This window comes from Methanobacteriaceae archaeon, assembly GCA_030656015.1.
GTDB lineage: Archaea > Methanobacteriota > Methanobacteria > Methanobacteriales > Methanobacteriaceae > UBA349.
This window is the reverse complement of record JAUSNX010000010.1, coordinates 61,876-82,344: the sequence shown is the minus strand read 5'-3', so window position 1 is coordinate 82,344 and position 20,469 is coordinate 61,876. Positions and strand designations below refer to the sequence as shown.

Here is a 20,469-nt window from a genome sequence, read left to right as displayed (position 1 = left end):
TATTAATTAAATTCTTGATTAGATATTAATAGGCTATTTCATTCCCTATTTTTAGTTAGAGATTCACTTTTCCTAAAGTATCTCCCCTAAGGCCTCTACGCATGGTTTCTAGTGAGGTTATCTCTTCAGGAGGGATATTTCCTAAGTTAACCTCAGAACCAATTTTTAATATGAAATAAACCTGCTGACTCTTTTGAGGCGCTTCCCAAATTAGTTTTTCTGAAGGAAGATTATTCAATAAATAATCCACTTCATCTTCCTTTACATTTCCATTTTTATCAAATATACCAATATTTTGTCCGCTTTCTCGAGCTTCAATCAATACATTGGATGAACCTGATTCTAAATCCATTTTTATTAGATTAACTCTGTCTTCAAGTGTTAATTTTAGATCTTCATCGGGATCTTTCTTTCCCACTTCGGAAATTACTTTAAAACCTTTATCTTTAGCTTCAGAAATATATGATAATCTGTCTTCTAAAGGAAGATCAATGGACCCATCTGATATTTCTAATGCTTTGAAACCAAGACTATATGCTTCTTCAAAGTATTCTGGAATCTTTTTTTGGACATAGGCCAGTTCAAAAAGAGTTCCTCCAGGATAGGCATCTACTCCATAAGAATCATACATGTCGATTTTATTTTGGATAATCTTTTTATTATGGATGGATACAGTTCCCCATCCAAATTTCAGGAAATCAACATAATTTCCAGATATCTCCATTAAGTCTTCTGCTGTTTTTAGACCCAGTCCTTTATCTAATACCATGGTAATGCCGTCTTTACGAGGTTTTTCAAGTCTTAATGGTGCTAAAAATTTGAATGCATTCATTATATCACGTTTTATAATTTTAGAAATGTTAGATGAGTATTAATCATTAATAAAATGAAATTATAAGTTATTTGCATTGATTCAATTTTCATTTTACTATATCTTCAATTGATTCATCAATAATTCTTTTAATTGAAAAATCATCTTTAATTATATTAATATATATTTGTGGTTTAAAATATAATATTATTATGCAATATTCTTAATTAAATTGTAATCAAATAGTAATAAATTTACATTAATCTTAAATTATTCCTAAAGTTATAATTTCTAATATATATCCTTAATTATTATTTAAAATTCCACATAATCTCTTAAAGGTGAAAAAATGCAAAAAACCATTCATTATTTTGAAAATCCGGGGGAAAATAATACTGATGAATTAATAGAATTAGTTAAATCCAGAAAGGAAGGATTAGGTATTAAAACTATTCTTGTAGCATCAGTTTCTGGTAAAACGGCTCTTAAAATTGCAGAAAAAATAGATGATGTAACAATTGTGAGTGTTACTCATCATGCCGGTTTTAAAGAGAAAGGGCAGTTAGAGATAGATTCTGAAATTGAAAAAAAACTTAATGAAAAGGATATTCATACTTACACCAGTTCGCATGCTTTAAGTGGGGTTGGTAGGGGAATTTCCAACAAGTTTGGTGGTGTCACCCCTGTAGAAATCATTGCTGCAACATTTAGAATGATTTCTCAGGGTGTAAAAGTCTGTGTAGAAATAAGCATCATGGCTGCGGATGGAGGAATTATTCCAATGGACCAAGAGATAATTGCCGTGGGAGGAACAGCTCGTGGAGCCGATGCAGCTGTTGTTTTAACTCCAGCCCATATGAATAGTATTTTTGATTTGAGAATACATGAAATAATAGCCATGCCACGACCTTAACAATTTTTGATTTTTATCAATTGTCTTATGGTAAATTTGAACTTTTAATTGACCAAAGATTAATTTCTAAACCTCAATAAAATTCTATAAAGTTGGTGTGACAAGCAACATTTGACTACACCCTCAAGGGTCAAAAATGGTAACTGGTGGGGGCAGTTGTTACCCAATTACCGTTGCTTTTAAATATAAGTTAATACAATAACACATTCCATAGATTGATGTGGGGGTAGTAAGTGAAATTCATAAACGATGCCATAAAGGAATCTGAAAAGAGAATAGATAAGCAACGTCCTACACGAGTGGACACGGAAATTGACGAAGACCTCAGAAGTATTATTGAAGAGAGTCGGGCCAAGATATATGTAGTTGGTGCCGGTGGTGCTGGTAATAATACCATATCTCGTTTAACTGAGATTGGTATTGAAGGGGCCGAAACTCTAGCAGTAAATACTGATGCTCAAGATTTGTTTTATAGCGAATCTCATCGTAAAATACTTCTCGGAAGGAAGACATGTGGCGGTTTGGGGGCCGGTGGCGTGCCTGATGTCGGAGAAGAGTGTGCCGAAGAAAGTGAAGACGATATAAGGGAAGAATTAGATGGTGCAGACATGGTGTTTGTAACCTGTGGTCTTGGAGGAGGAACTGGAACTGGTTCAGCACCAGTCATATCCAAACTCGCCAAAAAAGCAGGTGCATTAACCATAGCCGTCGCCACTATGCCGTTTAGTGCAGAAGGTTTAAGGAGAAGAGAAAACGCTGAAAAGGGTTTAGAAAAACTTCAAAGTGCCGCGGATACAGTAATAGTTATTCCTAATGACAAACTTCTGGAAGTAGCACCTAATTTGCCTTTAAATAAGGCATTCATGGTCGCTGATGAGCTTTTAGGTCGCGCTGTATTGGGAATCACAGAATTAATCACCCGACCTGGTTTGGTAAGCCTAGACTTTGCTGATATTAGAAGTATTATGAAAGGATCTGGTATGGCCATGATTGGTATGGGAGAATCAGAATCGGGAGACCGAGCTTTAGAATCAGTTCATGAAGCTTTAAACAGCCCATTACTTGATCTGGATATTTCTAATGCTCAAGGTGCACTTATAAACATATCTGGAAGTTCTGATCTGACCTTAAATGAAGCTGAAAAGATTGTACAGATAGTAGCTGATGAACTGGATCCTGATGCAAATATTATCTGGGGTGCACAGATTCAGGAAGATCTGGAAAATGTTATCAGAACCACTATTGTGGTTGCAGGGGTAAAATCTCCTCATATTTTCGGCACACCGACTGAAAGGGAATATGTAGAAGAAAGAGAAAGAGAAACTGTTAAAGAATCTGCTCTAGAAGAATTTATTGATGGTGTATTTTAAGCCATAGTATCTTTCTAGAATCTCAGATACAGGTCTAATCTGGTATGAATTATAATAAATATTAAAGTATTAGGTCTGAACAGATATCTACTTGTCTAAACTGGGTAATCTACAAATTTAAGTATTTAAAATTCTTAATTGTAGATATTAGTGGAGTATGCAGTCATTAAATTAAATTTAGATGGTATGGTGGTTATCTACACTAATTAAAGTATTATATTGTATTTACTACCCCTCTTATCCCCCCAACCATAAACTTTAACTTTTGTATAAATATTCGAAAAGGAAAGCTTTATAAATCCTTGAGGATAAGTACTATACCATCTGTAAAAATATTTTTTATTCCTTATTTTTAGCATTTTATTAATAGGGTTAATTAGTAGGGATTTTCATGAGTTATAAAGAATCTACTATAAGTTTTCTAAAACAATGTCAAAGAGTACTGCATGTATCTAAAAAACCAGATAGAACAGAATTTATTAATGTTGCTAAAATAACAGGGTTAGGAATTATAATCATCGGTGTTATAGGTTTTATAATAAATATTTCCGCTTCTATATTTGGTGGATAAATAAAAAGATGATATAACAAATATAAAAATAAATTATTAAGAACTATTATAATTGATTAGATTATTATTAAGCTGATGGTTAGAAAATTAATTTAAGTTATATTATTATAGTTCCTTAGTTAAAATTTATATTATATTAAAAAAATAATATTTCGAACAATAAAATTTGAATCTAGTGATATCTGTTTATATTCATTGGTGTCTGCTTGTTAAACAAGTAATAGAATAGATAATTTATTAATTACTATTTCTTGATATTTTTTAATATCATGTTTTCATGATTCAGATTCAAATGAACCTAAATGGAATTATATTTATAAGGTTGTGTGTTTAATGGAAGATAGTATAAACTCCATATATGCTCTCAAGACCTCGGTAGGTCAAGAGAAAAACGTGGCTAGATTGCTGGCTAGAAAGGTAAAAAATAGTGGTATTGAGGTTAACGCTATTTTAGTCCCTGAATCATTGAAAGGTTATGTTTTAGTGGAGTCTTCCTCTAAAATAGACATGCAAAACCCTGCAATAAAAGTACCTCATTTACGAGGTATTGTTGAAGGCAAAAATGCCATAACATTTGAAGAGGTAAGAAGATTCTTAAAACCTGAACCAATAATTGCTTCCATAAAGAAAGGTAGTATTGTAGAACTTATCTCAGGCCCTTTCAAAGGAGAAAAGGCAAAAGTGGTTCGTATTGATGAATCCAGGGAAGAAGTGGTTCTTGAACTTATTGAGGCCGCAGTACCTATCCCAGTAACCGTTAAAGCTGATCAAATTAGAATAATACAAAAGGAGGCTGACTAATGGCTAAAGATACCGTTGAGATTCTCATAGAAGGCGGAAAAGCCACTCCAGGTCCACCATTAGGTCCTGCGATTGGTCCGTTAGGAATTAATATGATGCAAGTAGTAGAACAAATAAATAACAAAACTTCTGATTTTGCAGGAATGAAAGTACCTGTAAAAATCATTGTAGATAGTTCTACTAAAGAATTTGAAATTGAAATTGGAACTCCACCAACCACTGCCCTGATCATGGATGAGTTAAATATTGAAAAAGGCTCCCAAGATCCTGGAATGGATAAAGTGGCTGACCTGTCTGTTGAACAGGCCCTGAAAGTTGCCAGAATGAAATTTGATACTCTTTTGGCCAATGACTACAAACACGGAGCTAAAGAAGTTATGGGTACTTGTGTAAGTATGGGCATAACTGTTGATGGTAAAGATCCTCGCGAAGCTCAAAAAGAAGTAGATCAGGGTACTTACGACGACATTTTATTAGCTTAAGTTAAATCTTGAGTTGTAGACATTTATCAATTTATATCAATTTACCAAATAGGTTAAATATGATTATTATAAATGTCTAATTCACAAATTACATTTACGTGATTAATTACGATTGATCACCTAAAACCTAAATATCCAAAATAGTGAACTTTTTATTTTAGAAAGTTCATGGAGGATTTATATGAAACAAGAGATAATGGAAGCGGTGAAGAAGGCTAAAGAACAGACCAAGCCGAGAAACTTCACACAATCCATTGATGTTGTTATAAACATCAAGGATTTGGACGTCAATAAACCTGAAAATAGGTTTGACGAAGTAGTCTCTCTACCAAATGGACGCGGAAAAGAGGTTAAAATCGCTTTTATCGCAGATGGTGAACTGGCTGTTCAAGCTGAAAAGGCCGGTGCAGATTTAGTAATCACTAAAACTGGATTGGAAGATCTGGGTAAAGACCGGAAAGAAGCCAAAAAGCTTGCTAATCGACACAATTTCTTTGTAGCTCAGGCGGACATGATGCCGCTGGTAGGTAGATTCCTGGGACCTGTATTAGGGCCTCGGAAAAAAATGCCTCAACCAGTACCTGCATCAGCAAAGCCAGAACCTATTATAACTAGGCTACAAAGTACTGTGAAAGTCAAAATCAAAGACCAACCTGTAATTCAAACTTTAGTGGGAACACAGGACATGGATGAAGAATTGATTGCAGACAATATCGAAGCAGTTCTCAGCATTCTTGACCGTAAACTAGAGAAAGGAAGAAATCAGATAAAATCCATGTATATTAAAACAACCATGGGTCCAGTAGTGAGGGTGGTTTAAAATGGCTCACGTGGCTGAATGGAAAAAGGATGAGGTAAATGACCTTAAAGAACTGATCAACAGTTTTGAAGTGGTGGGAATCGCCAACTTATCAGATATTCCTGCCCGTCAGCTGCAAAAAATGCGGCAGACCCTAAGGGATAACGCCACCATTCGAATGTCCAAAAAAACCCTGATTAGTCTGGCCCTGGATGATTCCGACAAAAAAGGAAGCATTAATGCTCTTGCAGATCACATGGATGGTCAACCTGCATTAGTGTTCACCAACATGAACCCTTTCAAGCTATTTAAAATCTTAGAAAGTAATAAAACATCCGCTCCTGCAAAGGCCGGTGCTATTGCTAATGAGGACATAGTAGTTCCTAAGGGAGATACTGGTTTTCCACCAGGTCCTATTCTAGGTGAATTACAACAGGTAGGCATTCCAGCAAAGATTGAAAAGGGTAAAATTGTTGTACAAAAGGATCAAGTAGTAGTTAAAGCTGGAGAAGAAGTTTCAGCTAAAGTGGCTGGTATTTTGACCCGTTTGGACATACATCCTATGGAAGTAGGAATAGATCTTAAAGCAGCTTATGAAGACGAAACCGTTTACACTGCTGATTTATTGACTATCGATGAAGAAAAAACCCTTTCAGACGTTCAAAAGGCCTTTTCTCAGGCATTAAACTTGTCTGTAAATGCGGTTATTTACAACAAAGAGTCTACTCCTGTTATCATCCAGAAAGCAGCAACTCAATCCATCAACCTCGCATTCAACGCATCTGTGCTCACATCTAAAACTTCTGACATGTTACTGGCCAAAGCTTATGCTCAAATGCTTGCTTTAGCAACTGCATTATCTGAACAAGATTCCAGTGCTGTCGATGAAGAACTTCTTGAAAAACTAGCAGCAAGTGCTACTCAAGCACCAGTTGTTGAAGAAAAGAAAGAAGAAGAGCCTGATGAGGAAGAAGAAGAGGAAGAGGAAGAAGACGCAGCAGCTGGACTCGGAGCTCTTTTCGGATAGTTCTGAATGTTTAAAATTACTAATTAATTAGCCAAAATTAATTAAAATTTAATTAAAAATACCATCTGTATGGTTTAAACTAAAAATAGCTAAATTTAGCTTAATTTAGTAATAAATTTGATAAGAGAAATTTGAGGTGATCAAATGGAATACATATACGCAGCAATGTTATTGCACACCACTGGTGAAGAAATTAATGAAGGAAATGTTAAAAAGGTCTTAGAATCAGCTGGAGCAGAATCTGATGATGCTCGAATTAAAGCTTTAATCGCAGCTCTAGAAGATGTGGACATTGAAGAAGCTATGGAAAAAACCGCCGTAGCTGCCGCAGCTCCTGTAGCCGCAGCTCCTGTAGCTGAAGCCGCTGCTGAAGAAGAGGAAGAGGAAGAAGACGAAGAAGAACAAGAAGAAGAAGCTGCTGCCGGTCTCGGCGCTCTCTTCGGATAATTCTTCTTTTCTTTTTTTATTTTTCTTTTTAATCAAATTCAATCAATTAATAACTGAAATAAATTTAATTCATATAATTTAACATTCGCTATGGGATAAACTGCTTATTTTAATCGCTTATTTTATTTTACTACTTTTACTCATTCATTTTATCAATTTTAAATCACATGGCTTCTAACATTATTTTCAACATATTTTAAAATTTTAGTAGTTTAATTAAATCGAAAATAAAAGATTTATTCATTAATTTATTCATTAATTTTCATAACTCATCAAGTATAGTCATTAAACTATTAAAATTAATAAAAAAGTTTTTTAAACTATAATATAAATCTAATATAATAATTTAAATTTTAAAAAAAGTTTTTTTAAATCATAACCTGGTTTTAATATAACTAATTTAAATTTATAATTTTAGAACTAACAAATTTTACAACTGATTACTATGTCTCACCAGCTTGAAGAACTAGGATACAAAAAAAGCACTTGTGTGGCCTGTGGAAATGATTTCTGGTCAATAGATGATCGTAATACTTGTGGGGACGCTCCCTGTGACAAATACGAGTTCATTGGAAATCCAGCTACCAAGAAGAAATACGACCTCTATCAAATTCAAAAATCTTTCAAGGATTTTTTCCAGAAAAATGGACACACACCCATTGAGCGCTACCCGGTACTGGCCAAGCGCTGGCGGGATGATGTTTTCTTAGTAGGAGCATCTATTTACAATTTCCAGCCATGGGTATCTTCGGGAATGGTAGAACCACCAGCTAATCCACTGGTAGTGGCCCAACCTTCTATAAGGCTCAATGATGTGGACAATGTAGGTCGAACCGGTCGGCACATGACCTGTTTTACTATGGGTGGTCACCATGCATTTAATACTCCAGATAATCAAGTTTACTGGGAAAATGAGACCGTAAAATACTGTCATGATTTTATTGAACATATTGGAATTAATCCTGCAGAAATAACCTTCATTGAATCCTGGTGGGAAGGCGGAGGAAATGCCGGCCCTTGTTACGAGATTTGTGTGCGGGGAGTGGAACTGGCCACCTTAGTATTTATTCAATACCGGACTCTTCCAGGTGGAAAAAAGGAAAAAATACCATTGACTATTGTAGATACTGGGTATGGTTTGGAAAGATTTGCCTGGATATCTCAGGGAACTCCTACGGCCTATGATGCTTGTTTTGGACCAGTTATTGACCAACTTAAGGATATCACCGGAGTAGATGTTGACCAGCAAATTCTGGCTGAAAATGCTAAAGTAGCTGGTATGATGGACATTGAAACCTTTGCTGATTTAAGAGCCTTGAGACAGCAAGTGGCGGATCGTCTAGGGATTACGGTAGAAGAACTGGAAAAATCTGCTGAACCAATGGAGGCTATTTATGTTGTGGCGGATCACACTAGATGTCTGGCCTTTATGCTGGCCGATGGGGTCATTCCTTCCAATGTAAAAGAGGGATATTTGGCCCGTCTGGTCTTGCGAAGGACCATAAGATTCATGCATGATTTGGGAATGAAGGAATCACTTTCAGATGTAATGAATATCCAATCTGACTTCATGGCTTCCCATTATCCGGAGATTTTAAAACACCAGGACCATATTCATAATATCATTAATCTAGAAGAGAAAAGATACGCTAAAACTGTTTCTAAAGGAAGAAACTTGGTTAAAAAGAGTATTAATCATCTTAAAAAGGAAAATAAAGATGAAATGCCGCTGGATATGCTTATTCAACTCTATGATTCTCAAGGAATACCTCCTGAAACCATAAAAGAAATCTCAGAAGATCTTCAATTCCCAGTAAATGTTCCAGATAATTTCTATACTCTAGTGGCCAATGAACACGAGGAAGAAGCGGTAGAAGAAAAAGTGCCGGTTGAACTGGATTATCCAGCCACTAAACTGTTGTTCTATGATGATCCATCTCAAATAGAGCTTGAAGCTAAAGTTCTGGGATTTTATAAAGAAAATGTTATCTTGGATCAAACGGTGTTTTATCCTGAAGGAGGAGGCCAACCTTCGGATATTGGATATCTGGAGATTGATGGTGAACAAATCCATGTAAAACACGCTGAAAAATTGGATAATGTTGTTTTACATAAAATTGACTCTGAAAAATGTGAAGAATTATCTAAAGTTTCGGATATTATTGGGAAAGAGATTAAAGGTGCAATTGACTGGGATAGACGTATTGCCCTGGCCCGTAACCACACAGCTACTCACCTGATTGTAGCATCCGCCCGAAAAATCTTGGGTGATCACATCTGGCAAGCCGGGGCCCAAAAAGGAGTTAAAAGATCCAGAATAGACCTTTCACATTACAAACGTATAACCTCTGAAGAAATAAATCAAATTGAAGCCCTGGCCAATCAGTACGTCATGAAAAATGTTTCATTAGATGTGAACTGGATGAATCGTACTGAGGCCGAGAAAAAATACGGATTTATTCTTTATCAAGGTGGAATAGTCCCTGGCTCTTCTATAAGGGTTATTGAGATTCCAGAAGTGGACGTGCAGGCCTGTGCTGGTACTCATGTTATTAGAACTGGGGATATTGGAATTATTAAGATTAATAAGACCGAAAGAGTTCAGGATGGGGTTGAAAGAGTCGATTTCTCTGCAGGTGCTGCTGCGGTGGAATCCATGCAGCGAAATGACAGATTCTTAATGGAAAGTGCAGATATTTTCAAGGTCAATGCTGATCAGCTCCCTAAAACATGTGATAGATTCTTTAATGAATGGAAGGCCTTTAAAAATGAATTAAACCGACTTAGAGATCAGATGGCTGCTTTAAAAGCCGAAGGTCTGGCAGGTAAATCCGAAACCATTGGGGATTTAAAGGTCCTCAAAGACATGATTGAAGCGGACATGGGTGAAATGCAGAAAATGGCCCTGGATTTGACTGATGCCGATGGAGAATTTGACGTGGTCATTTTAGGTAACCTAGAAGGTAAAATCGTAGGTTCTTCATCTAAAGAGGCCATGGCTGCAGGTGTTAAAATAAATGAAATAATTAAAGAATCTGCAGCAGTTCTCGGAGGCGGAGGCGGAGGCCGACCTAACCTTGCTCAAGGTGCTGGGCCTAAATTTGATAAGATGGTTGAGGCTCTTGATCTGGCCTTGGATAATCTTAAAAAGAGTTTATAATCTCTTTTTATTTTTTATTTCTCTTTAATTTTGGATAATTAGATCTATCGGTATTGATTCTACTTCATTTTACTATTTTTTATTTTTATTAGAGTATTACATATTATTCATATATTATATAAAAAGCTATTGATAACATAATTTTGGAAATTATTAAATATTACTTTTTTTACATAATATGATTATATTAATAATTTGTATTGAGGTAAACTATGAAGAATCTAAAACCCATTTTAATGTTATTGAGACCTCTTTAGTAAAAAATATGTTATAATGGTGTGGTAAGGTAGTTAAAATGAAAACAGGTTCAAAACTAATTATAATTGGGTGTATTGCTATACTTATGGGATTACCCTCATTTTATTTTGGTGAATTGTTGCCTTACATATCTGTTATGTTAGGTGGAATACTCTTGATTATAGTTGGAGTATTTAAAAACAAAGGTTATTATAATAAAATTTATTATATGGCCAATTTTAGTGTAATTGCAATATGGGGATTAATGTTACTTTATATTTTCTTATTTAGAACAAATGAATATTTAGAAAATAAGGCTATATTTTATATTCAAACTGGACTTTTTATAAGTTTCATGATTACTTTTGGTATAACATATATTCGTAAAATAAAAGCTTGATTATAAAGATGAATTACATATTGAAAATAGGAACAGAATCGATTATTTATTAGTATTAGGGTCATAATAATTGTTTCTTTGACTTATCATTTATTCTAATGGTATGTGATTTCTTTTTCTGGGCATTCTGGTTTGATTAGTTTTTCTCCATGTACTCTTCATTATGGCCAAGATAAATTATCCAACATTTATTTGTTTATTTTGTTGGATCTTTGTAATGGGATATTTATTTAAAGTTGTAATTGAATCCTTATCGGGGCCAAGGAGCTTTCTGAATTCAAATATCACTTTAATTAATTTTTTTTTATTTAATTGATTATTTAAACCCAAATAAATTCATTACCAAAATTTTTTATAATGAATGAATAATATACTGTAAGTAATAGTACATAGATTAATATTTTTAAGCAGGGTTTTAATTGCTTAATGTAATAAACAAGACATGTTAATCTAAAATACGGAATTATATGTTAAAAATAATGTATATATGAACAGCGATTGTTATTTAACAGTCGTTGTTGATGTTATTTCCTTTTTGGCTCTGTTATATTTCTTAATACGAAAGAGTGTATAAAAAAACGAGAATCATTAATCTAAAAAATAAATTTATAAATGAATTATTTTTAATACATAACTGCTCTTTTCGTTCATGGAACTGTTTAAAAGTGTAACCTACCCATTATTGCTGAATGAATTGTTTTATTTATTATAGAAAGAATTATTATTAGTTAATACAATACAAAACTTTGTGAAGTGATTTTTTATGAAAAATAGTTTAATTTTATTGATAATAATAGGTTGTTTTGGAATAATTATTGGAGCGTTATATCTTTTATTTGGAGTCTACATTAATTTTTTTCTTATATTTTTAGGTATATTGGTGATAATGTCAGTAATATTTAATTATAAAGGATACAAAAAAAATTTTTATATTGCTATTTTTAGTTTATTTGCATTATGGGGATTAATTTTAATTTATATCTTATTTGGAACAAATAATTATTTAGGAGATAGAAATTTGTTTTATTTTCAAACTATAATTTTAATATGTTTAATTATCCCCCATTGCAAAGCTTATATTAATAAACGAAAAAAGGGTGCTTTGTAAGGCGGGGCGAGGACATAATATGAAAATAATTTATTTGTTGATATTATTTTCATTTGTATTATCCGCTTTTTCTTTCTTTCTCGGTTCTACGTTCAAGATGCTTTAATACCTGGAATTTTATTCGTCGTTTTTTTAGGAACCGAATACTATTCATCTATTTAAAAATATTCAGAATATTAAAAATCAGTTAAGCAGTTTTTAAGAGATAAAATCTTAAAAACGGTTAAAAACTAAAGACAAAGATCAGCACGATGAGGCCGAATTCAAAAAGGCCCAAATGAACTTGGAAATTATTTCTAATAATTTTAAACAAACAGGGCGAGACGAAATGGGTTATTATTTAAAATAAACCATTATCTTTAGTTATTTCATTTAATTTATAAAGCCCAGTTCTATTTATATGATAATGTCCATATATAAGTAATAAGTTGAAATATGCATTTATTATATAATGGAGGTCAAAAGATGGAAGATAGGCAAAAGGATTTCTTATTATATATTTTGGGTTTTGTAGGTCTTTTAGTTTTTCTTGGAGGAATATTTGGGCTTTATGATTGGAAATATGGTCTTTTGGTGGCAATTATAATCTGGTTTGGTGCGGGAGCATACCGAAAATATTTTGCAATACCCTAAAAATTAAATATTTTTTATATTACTTTATTCATTTTTTATTAAACACATTCTTTTCATCTATAAAGGAATAAAATATTTTTAAATCATATTATTTTTATTATTAGTAAATATTTATTAAAAGAGCAGATAATATAATAATTATCATGGTTACTCTAATGAGGGTTTATTTTGAATCGTACTATTGAAGAAATTAATCAGAAAATTACAAATGGCGAGGCCAAGGTCTTAACTGCGGAAGAAATAACTCAAATGGTTATGAATGGTGAAAAACCTGGTGTTGATGAAGTAGATGTAGTTACCACCGGGACTTGTGGGATAATGTCTGGAACTGCAGCACTATTACACTTGAAAGTAGGTGAGCCAGGCTCATTTAAAAAGGCCAAAAAAATCTACTTAAATGGAGTCCCTGGATTTCCCGGCCCATGTCCCAATGAATGGCTGGGTTCTGTGGATTTAATGATTTATGGAACAGCCCACAGTGTAAAAGATCATGAATATGGTGGGGGATTCTTATTCAAGGACATGGTGGCTGGAAATGAGATTGAAATCGAAGTAGAATCTATACGTGGAGAAATAATCAAATCAACCACTACTCTGGAAGAAATGGGCACTGCCAAGATGATTGGTACCCGCATGGCCTTTAAAAATTACACGGCATTTACAAATCCCAATCAAGAGGCCATATCCTCCATATTCCATGCCATAGATATGGAAGGACCATTCAAAGGCCTTTCATTTTCGGGTTGTGGAGAAATAAACCCTCTTCAAAATGATCCATTAATGCAGACCATCTCTATGGGAAGTAAAATACTTTTAAATGGTTCTGAAGGATTTATAATGGATAATGGTACTCGGAGCACTCCTGAAAAACCCAATCTAATGTTAGCTGCGGATATGCATGATATGGATGCTCATTATCTGGGCGGTTTTAAAACAGCGGCCGGCCAGGAAATATTTGATTCGGTGGCCATTGCAATTCCTATAACCAGTCAGGAAGTTCTGGAGAGGACATTTATTAAGAATACTGACATTAAACTTCCTGTGGCAGATATTAAAGGGCGACATCTACCTCTTACTGAAACCAATTATGGTGAAATGTGGGATGGGGCCGATTTGAGGCCAATTTACCACTCAGAAAAATGTGCAAACTGTGCTGAATGTATTGTGAGGCAAAGATGCCCTACCATGGCCTTCACGGATTTATTAGATGCCCAAAAATGTTTTGGTTGTGGAATGTGTGCTTATTCCTGTGAATATGGTACATTTGAAATGAATACTGGCTCAGTAGAACTTAAACTTGCTCAGGGTGAAGTAGATGTACCTATTGCATGTAGACAATCAGACCTTAAGCGGGCCAGAGAAATTACTTCGGAACTTAAAGAAAGAATAGAAAATGGTAGCTTCTTGATTAATAATTGTTTTTAAGGACAAAATGCATCTAACCTGTTTGATAATGTATGGATATGATTAATATATTTAAAAGTTTAATTTGGTGATTCAGTGATAGAATATGACGTAATAATTGCAAGATATGGTGAATTGGGTATTAAAAGTCCTCGTGTGAGGCGAAGATTTGAAAATAAATTGGTTTCAAACATTAAAAGTTCATTTGAATGTGAGATTAAAGTAATTCAGGGTAGAGTATTTATAAAACCGGCTAATTATGATGAGGCCTTAGATAAACTGGCCAAAGTTTTTGGAATAGTTTCTTTCTCTCCTGCCATAACTACCATAACTGATTTTGATAAAATTGCTGAAGATATGGAAATATATGTCGATAAACTTGAATCAGATGGATTAATTTCTTCTAAAACACCATTTGCTATTAGAAGTCGTAGAGTAGGAGAACACGATTTCTCCAGTCAGGAATTAGGGGCCTTTGCAGGATCAGTAGTTGTAGGAAAGATTGGAGCACCTGTTGATTTGACCAACCCACAAATGGAGATATTTGTGGAAACACGTCAGGACGAGACCTTCATTTATCACCAAAAAATTGCAGGGCCGGGTGGACTACCTGTAGGAACTCAGGGCAAGTTAATTGTCTTACTTTCTGGAGGCATAGACTCTCCAGTGGCAGCTTACATGATGATGAAAAGGGGATGTCAAATAACTGCCCTGCACTTTGATAATGAACCTTTTACTGATCCTAAGGCATTGGATAAAGTTCAAAAAATTGTTGAGAAACTTAGAGAATATTCTACTGGTGTCAAACTAACCTTGAAAGTGGTCAAATACGGCCAATACTTACAGAAGTGTAGTGATGAGGCTGAAAAGCTGACCTGTGTTTTATGTAAAAGTGGAATGTATCAAACTGCAGAAATGGTGGCCAATAAAGAAAACGCTCTGGGAATTGTGGATGGTAGTAGTGTGGGTCAGGTAGCTTCACAAACCTTGCCGAATCTTTTAGCCACCAGAAATTCGGTTTCCATGCCGGTTTTAAGTCCCTTAATTGGTATGGACAAAGTAGAAATTGAAAATATGGCCAAAAAAATAGGTACTTATGAAATTTCTATAATTCAGGATGGTGGATGCAGTGCGGTTCCTAGATATCCAGAAACTAATGCAGATATGGAAAGACTTATTGATGCTCAGGAAGCTATTGGTGTGGATAATGAATTAAAATTAGTTATTGATTCTTTAAAAACTGTTTAGAAAAATATAGAGGTTTATGAAATAACTATTATTTATAAAAATGTATTTTAAAAACTTTTATGGCCTAAGATCAATTCATATGGTTTTTTAAAATGCTTCTAATTTTTTATAGAAATATTTTTTTATTAATGGCCTTTTAATTGAACTTTAAAATGTTATTAGTAACTTTTATATGCTAGTCTTAACCATATTTTAAAATGATTATACTCATAAAAAGATTTAAACTATTTTAGGTATTTTATTAGGTCATTTTACATTTTTAAATCATTTTTTAAAAGTTCTTTGACTTATTAAATTGTACCTGTTGCCCAAATTTTATAAATATTTTATAAAAACAAATTTTTGGGGAATTTGATATTTTTGGAGGTGTTTTTGAATGAAAACAACTATTAGTGTAATAAAAGCAGATGTTGGAAGTGTTGCAGGGCATGGTTTGGCTCATCCGGCCTTACTAGACAAGTGTGAGGAGTTCCTGGCAAAAGCAAGGGAAGAAGAACTTCTTGAAGATTATTATATAACCAACTGTGGTGATGATACTGAACTTATCATGACCCACAGACAAGGTGAAGAAAACGAAGAAATCCATGAACTAGCATTTAATGCATTCATGGCAGCTACTGAAGTTGCAAGAGAATTAAAACTCTATGGTGCAGGTCAGGACTTATTATCTGACACTTTCTCTGGAAACATTAAAGGAATGGGTCCAGGATGTGCAGAAATGGAATTCAAAGAAAGACCAAGCGACCCAGTGGTTGTTTTCTGTATGGACAAAACTGAACCTGGTGCATTTAACATGCCTTTGTTTAAAATGTTTGCAGATCCATTTAACACTGCAGGACTTGTTATTGATCCATCTCTCCACAATGGATACAAATTCGAAATTTTCGATGTAATGGAACACCGAAAAGTGACCATGAGTTGTCCAGAAGAAATGTACGATGCACTGGCCTTACTAGGATCCACTGGTAGATACGTTATTAAGCGGATTATCCGGAAAGACGACAATGAAATCGCTGCTGCAGTAAGTACTGAAAGATTAAACTTAATGGCTGGCCAATATGTGGGTAAAGACGACCCTGTTGCTATAGTAAGAGCACAGTCCGGATTCCCAGCTGCTGGTGAAGTAGTAGAACCATTTGCTTTCCCTCACTTAGTTGGAGGATGGATGAGAGGTTCTCACAACGGTCCATTAATGCCTGTTGGTCAAAAAGATGCTTATCCGGTTCGATTTGACGGACCTCCGAGGGTAATTGCTTTAGGATTCCAGATTGCTGATTGTAAACTCATAGGGCCTGCGGATATGTTTGATGATCCTGCTTACGACCCAGCCAGAAAACAAGCAGCTGAAATTGCTGACTACATGAGAAGACACGGACCTTTCGAACCACACAGGTTACCTGCTGATGAAATGGAATACACTTCATTACCTGGTGTTCTAGAAAAATTAGAAAGTAGATTTGAAAGCATGGAATAGGTTTAACCTATTTAATGTTTTATTTTTAATTTTAATTTATATAATTACTTAATTATTAATTTTAATTTTTATTATTCTATTTAATGAGATTAATTAATTGAATATTCTTTAATTTTTTTAAAATCAGGATTAATTTAACTTCTATACATAATTTCTAATTTGCTTTGTTTATTTTTAGAACTACTCATTTTCCAACTTCTTTAAAATGAAATGTGGAATATCTACTACTTTTTCTACTTTATCTATAATAACTCCGTCACTTGTACCCATGATACAGAGGGACTTACCACATTCTTGTACAAGACGGTAGTCTGTATTGTTTGATAAAATACTCCTTCCATTTAAATCATAGTTTTCCATCATCGCCTCTATTTCCTGGGCCAACTTTCCACTAAAACTAACTTGTCTGTCCAAGTAGAATTCCATATATTTGGGACGGTGGTGGGATATACAATCAAAAATTAAAGATAACGCAGAAATAGTAATTTCTCTAAATTTATATTTTCCAAAAACAGCCTGAGTATCTCTTATAATGCCGTCGTCAGCTAAAACAATTTTATCATTATTTAAAATACTCTCAACAGTTATAATAACATTGTATCCATCTAAAAAAATAATACTATTCTTAATATCCTCTAAATTAACAAGTTTAGATTTCCTGGATTGAGATACAGAATCAGAAAAAACAGAACGGGCCAAGCAATTACGGCAATTTTTATCCAAAAGGTAGTGATTGGCCACAAATTTCAGGGCTACTTTTTTGCGATAGTTTTGATTAAGTAAATATCTAAGGTCAAGTGATGCATTTTTAATTTTATCTTGGGAATTAAATTTCATCTCTCCAAGGCACGGTTACTAAATTAGGTTATGGATTAATCTTAAAGAATCAATAAGGCCATGCGAGTAGGTTATGCATCCAAAAGCAGTCATGTAATCTTCTTTCTTTGCATAATAAGTGGTGTCATCACCGTAGTTTTTTGCTCTTTCCACAACTTCTTTTTCCTTTTCACTAAATTTTATAGACTCAATTTCTTTTAAATTTTTGGCCAATTTTTCTATATCTATTTCAATTCTTTCTTTATAGTCCATTTATAATCCTCTAAAACATTTATTATCCAAAAAATTTCTTTAAAACATTATCCTACTACAATATGGCCATTAAAGTAATTTATTTCATAGATTTCCAGGTATGATATACTCTTTGTAAAACTGTGAAATAACCCAGAACTATAATCAATATTATGGCTGCCGACATTATTTTTGGACTGAATAATGCACCTAAGAAAGCTCCAGCCATTAAAATAACCATTCTTTCAGCTCTTTCTGCAATTCCTACTCCACAAGGAATTCCTTCAACTTCAGCTCGTGCCCTAACATAGCTTACACTCAAAGATGCATGAAGGGCCAGAATTCCAAAAATCCAATTTACAAATCCACCATATATTATTCCAATTATGATGATGGCATCTGAAAATCGGTCAGTGGTCGAATCGAGAAATCCTCCAAATTTAGTGGCGGTATTGTTATTACGAGCCACTGCACCATCAATAATATCTAAAAATCCACTAAGGGCTATTAACAGCCCCCCCCAGAGTAAATTACCCATAGCAAACATATATGCTGATAGTAGCGCTATTAAAAGTCCTAAAACAGTTAAATAGTTAGGATTGATATTAATTCTTTTGGCCAGAGGATCTATAAATTTTTTAACACGGGGCCTTAAACGATTAAGCATACTGGTAATTTATAAATTCAATTAATATATACTTTGTATAGATATTATTTTAGAAATTTGTGGATAAAATGAAAATTGTTAAAATTAACCCCCAAAAAATTGAAGATGACTTAATTGAAGAATCAATTCGATTAATGGAAAGTGGAGAAATTATATTATATCCAACGGACACATTGTATGGCCTGGGGGCCAATATATTTGATGAAAATGCTTTAAAAGAATTATATTCGGTTAAAAAAAGATCAACTACTAAACCTATTTCCGTATGTGTTTCTAATATTGATTGGATTCCTAAAATAGCCAAGATATCTTCTAAAAAATTGGTTATTATCTCTAAAATATTGCCGGGGCCCTTTACAATTATTTTGAAGAAAAAAGATTGCATTTCTGAATTATTAACTGGTGGGAGTGAAACTATTGGTATAAGGATTCCGGATAGTGAAATCTGCCAGAAAATATCTCAGAAATTCCCTATAACTACGACTAGTGCTAATATTTCGGGTCAGGAAACAAAAAAATCAGTAGATGAAATTTTAGAACAGCTTGATACAGAACTAGGCTTGGTGATTGATGCAGGTCCATCCCAGGTGGATAAAGCTTCAACAGTTATTGATTTCACCTTAAATCCACCAATTATTCTTAGGAAGGGGTCTGGAAAATTTAGTTCGGATTTATTTGATTAAAATATTGGTAAATATTGTATTAATAATAAATTTATATTAATAATGTCTATTTAAATAATAATACTTAATTGAATTAATATAGTTTGATGAGATAATAATATTATATGTGTTAATTAGTTTAATAATCAATTATTAAGTCAAACTATTGGAATGTGTTTTTGAGAATAAATTTATTATTATATTGTATAAATTTCACTGGAAATAAATTTTTGAGGAAATCAATGAAAGTACTATCTAATCTTAAAAAAGCTTCTAAAATCCCTACTACTTGCTCAATTGATAATTTACTTGATGGTGGTGTGGAAAAAGGGACTCTAACTCAATTTTACGGACCTCCTGGCTCTGGAAAAACTAATATTGCCCTTAACTTGGCAGTTCGCTGTGCTCAAAATGGAGGAAAAGTTATTTATGTGGACACGGAGGGTGGAATATCCATTGATAGAATAAAACAGATCGCTGGGGTTGATTTCGATAAAATTGCCAGCCAAATAATTGTTTTTGAACCTACTTCTTTTCCAGAACAGGATGAAGTTTTACGGAGAATTAGTGCTTTAATTGACACAAAGGGCGAAAAAATTGACTTAATTATTCTTGATTCAGCAGTGGCACTTTATAGATTGAAAGATGGTAACTCTTCCAAATTAAATCGAGATTTAGGAATCCAAATGTCATTGCTATCTAGATTGGCTCGAAGAAATGACTTAGCAGTAGTACTAACTAACCAAATTTACTCGGTTATTGATGAGGATGGTAACGGGGTTATTTCACCTGTTGGCGGTACAATATTAAAGTACTGGAGCAAAATAATCGTGGAATTAGAAAAAGGAGACATTATTGGGGAGAGATGTGCTACATTAAAAAGACATAAGAGCAAAGCTGAAGGTATTAAGACTAGATTTAGAATTGTGGAGCGGGGACTGGGTAATTAATAAATTAAACGATAAATTCATTTTTTTGATTTGATTAATGATATTGTCAGTAACTTAAAATTAACTATTAAATATTCTATAAAACATTTTATTAATTTTATAATTTACTTAAATATTAATTTAATAACATCTAATTTTCATGTTAAATAGCTTTGATTTAAACGGTTAATGTTTATAAATAGTAATGTGCAATAGTATAATAGATTATTATTAGAATCTAAATTCCAGCTTAATTTT

At 33.6% G+C, this 20,469-nt stretch carries 20 protein-coding genes; 16 read left to right on the top strand and 4 right to left on the bottom strand.

The genetic code is table 11. The features are described from left to right. Window positions 1–55 precede the first annotated feature (55 nt). A complete protein-coding gene (gene comA / locus Q7I96_07800; protein ID MDO9627509.1) occupies window positions 56–832 on the bottom strand; it encodes a phosphosulfolactate synthase in 777 nt (258 codons plus the stop codon). Between the two features lie 328 nt (window positions 833–1,160). Between comA and Q7I96_07795 the strand changes: the two genes are divergently transcribed. The 14 genes from Q7I96_07795 (at window position 1,161) to fbp (ending at window position 16,885) form a co-directional block, all read left to right on the top strand. Further along, window positions 1,161–1,724, top strand: a complete 564-nt coding sequence (locus tag Q7I96_07795) for a pyruvate kinase alpha/beta domain-containing protein (protein ID MDO9627508.1) — start codon at window positions 1,161–1,163, stop codon at window positions 1,722–1,724. Window positions 1,725–1,957: 233 nt separating this feature from the next. Then, complete coding sequence (ftsZ, locus tag Q7I96_07790; GenBank protein ID MDO9627507.1) at window positions 1,958–3,094, top strand: cell division protein FtsZ; 1,137 nt, start codon at window positions 1,958–1,960, stop codon at window positions 3,092–3,094. A 391-nt stretch (window positions 3,095–3,485) separates the two neighbouring features. Continuing rightward, the gene (locus Q7I96_07785) at window positions 3,486–3,665 is read left to right on the top strand and encodes a protein translocase SEC61 complex subunit gamma (protein ID MDO9627506.1); all 180 of its coding nucleotides are present in this window, start codon (window positions 3,486–3,488) and stop codon (window positions 3,663–3,665) included. A gap of 333 nt (window positions 3,666–3,998) precedes the next feature. After that, window positions 3,999–4,466, top strand: a complete 468-nt coding sequence (locus tag Q7I96_07780; GenBank protein ID MDO9627505.1) for a transcription elongation factor Spt5 — start codon at window positions 3,999–4,001, stop codon at window positions 4,464–4,466. After that, entirely contained in the window at window positions 4,466–4,948 is a 483-nt protein-coding gene (locus Q7I96_07775) for a 50S ribosomal protein L11 (GenBank protein ID MDO9627504.1), read from the top strand. Before Q7I96_07780 ends, Q7I96_07775 begins: the two co-directional genes overlap by 1 nt. Before the next feature lie 181 nt (window positions 4,949–5,129). Next, window positions 5,130–5,768, top strand: coding sequence for a 50S ribosomal protein L1 (locus Q7I96_07770; protein MDO9627503.1), 639 nt, complete (start codon window positions 5,130–5,132; stop codon window positions 5,766–5,768). 1 nt (window position 5,769) lies between these two features. Then, window positions 5,770–6,774 (top strand): 50S ribosomal protein L10, encoded by a 1,005-nt coding sequence (locus Q7I96_07765; protein ID MDO9627502.1) that lies wholly within the window; start codon window positions 5,770–5,772, stop codon window positions 6,772–6,774. Between the two features lie 144 nt (window positions 6,775–6,918). After that, complete coding sequence (gene rpl12p / locus Q7I96_07760; protein ID MDO9627501.1) at window positions 6,919–7,221, top strand: 50S ribosomal protein P1; 303 nt, start codon at window positions 6,919–6,921, stop codon at window positions 7,219–7,221. A 445-nt stretch (window positions 7,222–7,666) separates the two neighbouring features. Beyond that, entirely contained in the window at window positions 7,667–10,381 is a 2,715-nt protein-coding gene (gene alaS, locus Q7I96_07755) for an alanine--tRNA ligase (protein MDO9627500.1), read from the top strand. A gap of 295 nt (window positions 10,382–10,676) precedes the next feature. Beyond that, complete coding sequence (locus Q7I96_07750; GenBank protein MDO9627499.1) at window positions 10,677–11,018, top strand: hypothetical protein; 342 nt, start codon at window positions 10,677–10,679, stop codon at window positions 11,016–11,018. 1,573 nt (window positions 11,019–12,591) lie between these two features. Next, window positions 12,592–12,759, top strand: coding sequence for a hypothetical protein (locus Q7I96_07745; GenBank protein ID MDO9627498.1), 168 nt, complete (start codon window positions 12,592–12,594; stop codon window positions 12,757–12,759). 165 nt (window positions 12,760–12,924) lie between these two features. After that, complete coding sequence (locus tag Q7I96_07740; protein MDO9627497.1) at window positions 12,925–14,184, top strand: methanogenesis marker 16 metalloprotein; 1,260 nt, start codon at window positions 12,925–12,927, stop codon at window positions 14,182–14,184. A gap of 78 nt (window positions 14,185–14,262) precedes the next feature. Next, window positions 14,263–15,411, top strand: coding sequence for a tRNA uracil 4-sulfurtransferase ThiI (gene thiI / locus Q7I96_07735; protein ID MDO9627496.1), 1,149 nt, complete (start codon window positions 14,263–14,265; stop codon window positions 15,409–15,411). 376 nt (window positions 15,412–15,787) lie between these two features. Then, window positions 15,788–16,885, top strand: a complete 1,098-nt coding sequence (gene fbp, locus Q7I96_07730) for a fructose-1,6-bisphosphate aldolase/phosphatase (protein MDO9627495.1) — start codon at window positions 15,788–15,790, stop codon at window positions 16,883–16,885. 180 nt (window positions 16,886–17,065) lie between these two features. Here fbp and Q7I96_07725 read toward each other — a convergent pair whose 3' ends face one another. The 3 genes from Q7I96_07725 to pgsA all read right to left on the bottom strand — a co-directional run bounded on the left by Q7I96_07725 (window position 17,066) and on the right by pgsA (window position 18,620). Next, the gene (locus Q7I96_07725; GenBank protein MDO9627494.1) at window positions 17,066–17,722 is read right to left on the bottom strand and encodes a DUF434 domain-containing protein; all 657 of its coding nucleotides are present in this window, start codon (window positions 17,720–17,722) and stop codon (window positions 17,066–17,068) included. 18 nt (window positions 17,723–17,740) lie between these two features. Then, window positions 17,741–17,974, bottom strand: a complete 234-nt coding sequence (locus Q7I96_07720; GenBank protein MDO9627493.1) for a DUF357 domain-containing protein — start codon at window positions 17,972–17,974, stop codon at window positions 17,741–17,743. A 79-nt stretch (window positions 17,975–18,053) separates the two neighbouring features. Then, on the bottom strand, window positions 18,054–18,620 hold the full coding sequence (gene pgsA / locus Q7I96_07715; GenBank protein ID MDO9627492.1) for an archaetidylinositol phosphate synthase: 567 nt from the start codon (window positions 18,618–18,620) through the stop codon (window positions 18,054–18,056). Between the two features lie 68 nt (window positions 18,621–18,688). On the opposite strand from pgsA, the gene Q7I96_07710 reads away from it, so the two are divergent. Both Q7I96_07710 and radB read left to right on the top strand, forming a co-directional pair. Beyond that, window positions 18,689–19,303, top strand: coding sequence for an L-threonylcarbamoyladenylate synthase (locus Q7I96_07710; protein ID MDO9627491.1), 615 nt, complete (start codon window positions 18,689–18,691; stop codon window positions 19,301–19,303). A 221-nt stretch (window positions 19,304–19,524) separates the two neighbouring features. Next, complete coding sequence (gene radB / locus Q7I96_07705) at window positions 19,525–20,232, top strand: DNA repair and recombination protein RadB (protein MDO9627490.1); 708 nt, start codon at window positions 19,525–19,527, stop codon at window positions 20,230–20,232. The last annotated feature ends 237 nt before the right edge of the window (window positions 20,233–20,469 follow it).

What these genes read in the sequence shown, in the direction of transcription:
- Q7I96_07765 (MDO9627502.1), top strand. Translation starts at nt 5,770, where the DNA reads ATGGCTCACGTGGCTGAATGGAAAAAGGATGAGGTAAATGACCTTAAA.
- Q7I96_07770 (MDO9627503.1), top strand. Translation starts at nt 5,130, where the DNA reads ATGAAACAAGAGATAATGGAAGCGGTGAAGAAGGCTAAAGAACAGACC.
- Q7I96_07785 (MDO9627506.1), top strand. Translation starts at nt 3,486, where the DNA reads ATGAGTTATAAAGAATCTACTATAAGTTTTCTAAAACAATGTCAAAGA.
- pgsA (MDO9627492.1), bottom strand. Translation starts at nt 18,620, where the DNA reads ATGCTTAATCGTTTAAGGCCCCGTGTTAAAAAATTTATAGATCCTCTG.
- Q7I96_07720 (MDO9627493.1), bottom strand. Translation starts at nt 17,974, where the DNA reads ATGGACTATAAAGAAAGAATTGAAATAGATATAGAAAAATTGGCCAAA.
- radB (MDO9627490.1), top strand. Translation starts at nt 19,525, where the DNA reads ATGAAAGTACTATCTAATCTTAAAAAAGCTTCTAAAATCCCTACTACT.
- Q7I96_07725 (MDO9627494.1), bottom strand. Translation starts at nt 17,722, where the DNA reads ATGAAATTTAATTCCCAAGATAAAATTAAAAATGCATCACTTGACCTT.
- Q7I96_07710 (MDO9627491.1), top strand. Translation starts at nt 18,689, where the DNA reads ATGAAAATTGTTAAAATTAACCCCCAAAAAATTGAAGATGACTTAATT.
- Q7I96_07795 (MDO9627508.1), top strand. Translation starts at nt 1,161, where the DNA reads ATGCAAAAAACCATTCATTATTTTGAAAATCCGGGGGAAAATAATACT.
- Q7I96_07750 (MDO9627499.1), top strand. Translation starts at nt 10,677, where the DNA reads ATGAAAACAGGTTCAAAACTAATTATAATTGGGTGTATTGCTATACTT.
- alaS (MDO9627500.1), top strand. Translation starts at nt 7,667, where the DNA reads ATGTCTCACCAGCTTGAAGAACTAGGATACAAAAAAAGCACTTGTGTG.
- comA (MDO9627509.1), bottom strand. Translation starts at nt 832, where the DNA reads ATGAATGCATTCAAATTTTTAGCACCATTAAGACTTGAAAAACCTCGT.
- rpl12p (MDO9627501.1), top strand. Translation starts at nt 6,919, where the DNA reads ATGGAATACATATACGCAGCAATGTTATTGCACACCACTGGTGAAGAA.
- fbp (MDO9627495.1), top strand. Translation starts at nt 15,788, where the DNA reads ATGAAAACAACTATTAGTGTAATAAAAGCAGATGTTGGAAGTGTTGCA.
- Q7I96_07780 (MDO9627505.1), top strand. Translation starts at nt 3,999, where the DNA reads ATGGAAGATAGTATAAACTCCATATATGCTCTCAAGACCTCGGTAGGT.
- Q7I96_07745 (MDO9627498.1), top strand. Translation starts at nt 12,592, where the DNA reads ATGGAAGATAGGCAAAAGGATTTCTTATTATATATTTTGGGTTTTGTA.
- Q7I96_07775 (MDO9627504.1), top strand. Translation starts at nt 4,466, where the DNA reads ATGGCTAAAGATACCGTTGAGATTCTCATAGAAGGCGGAAAAGCCACT.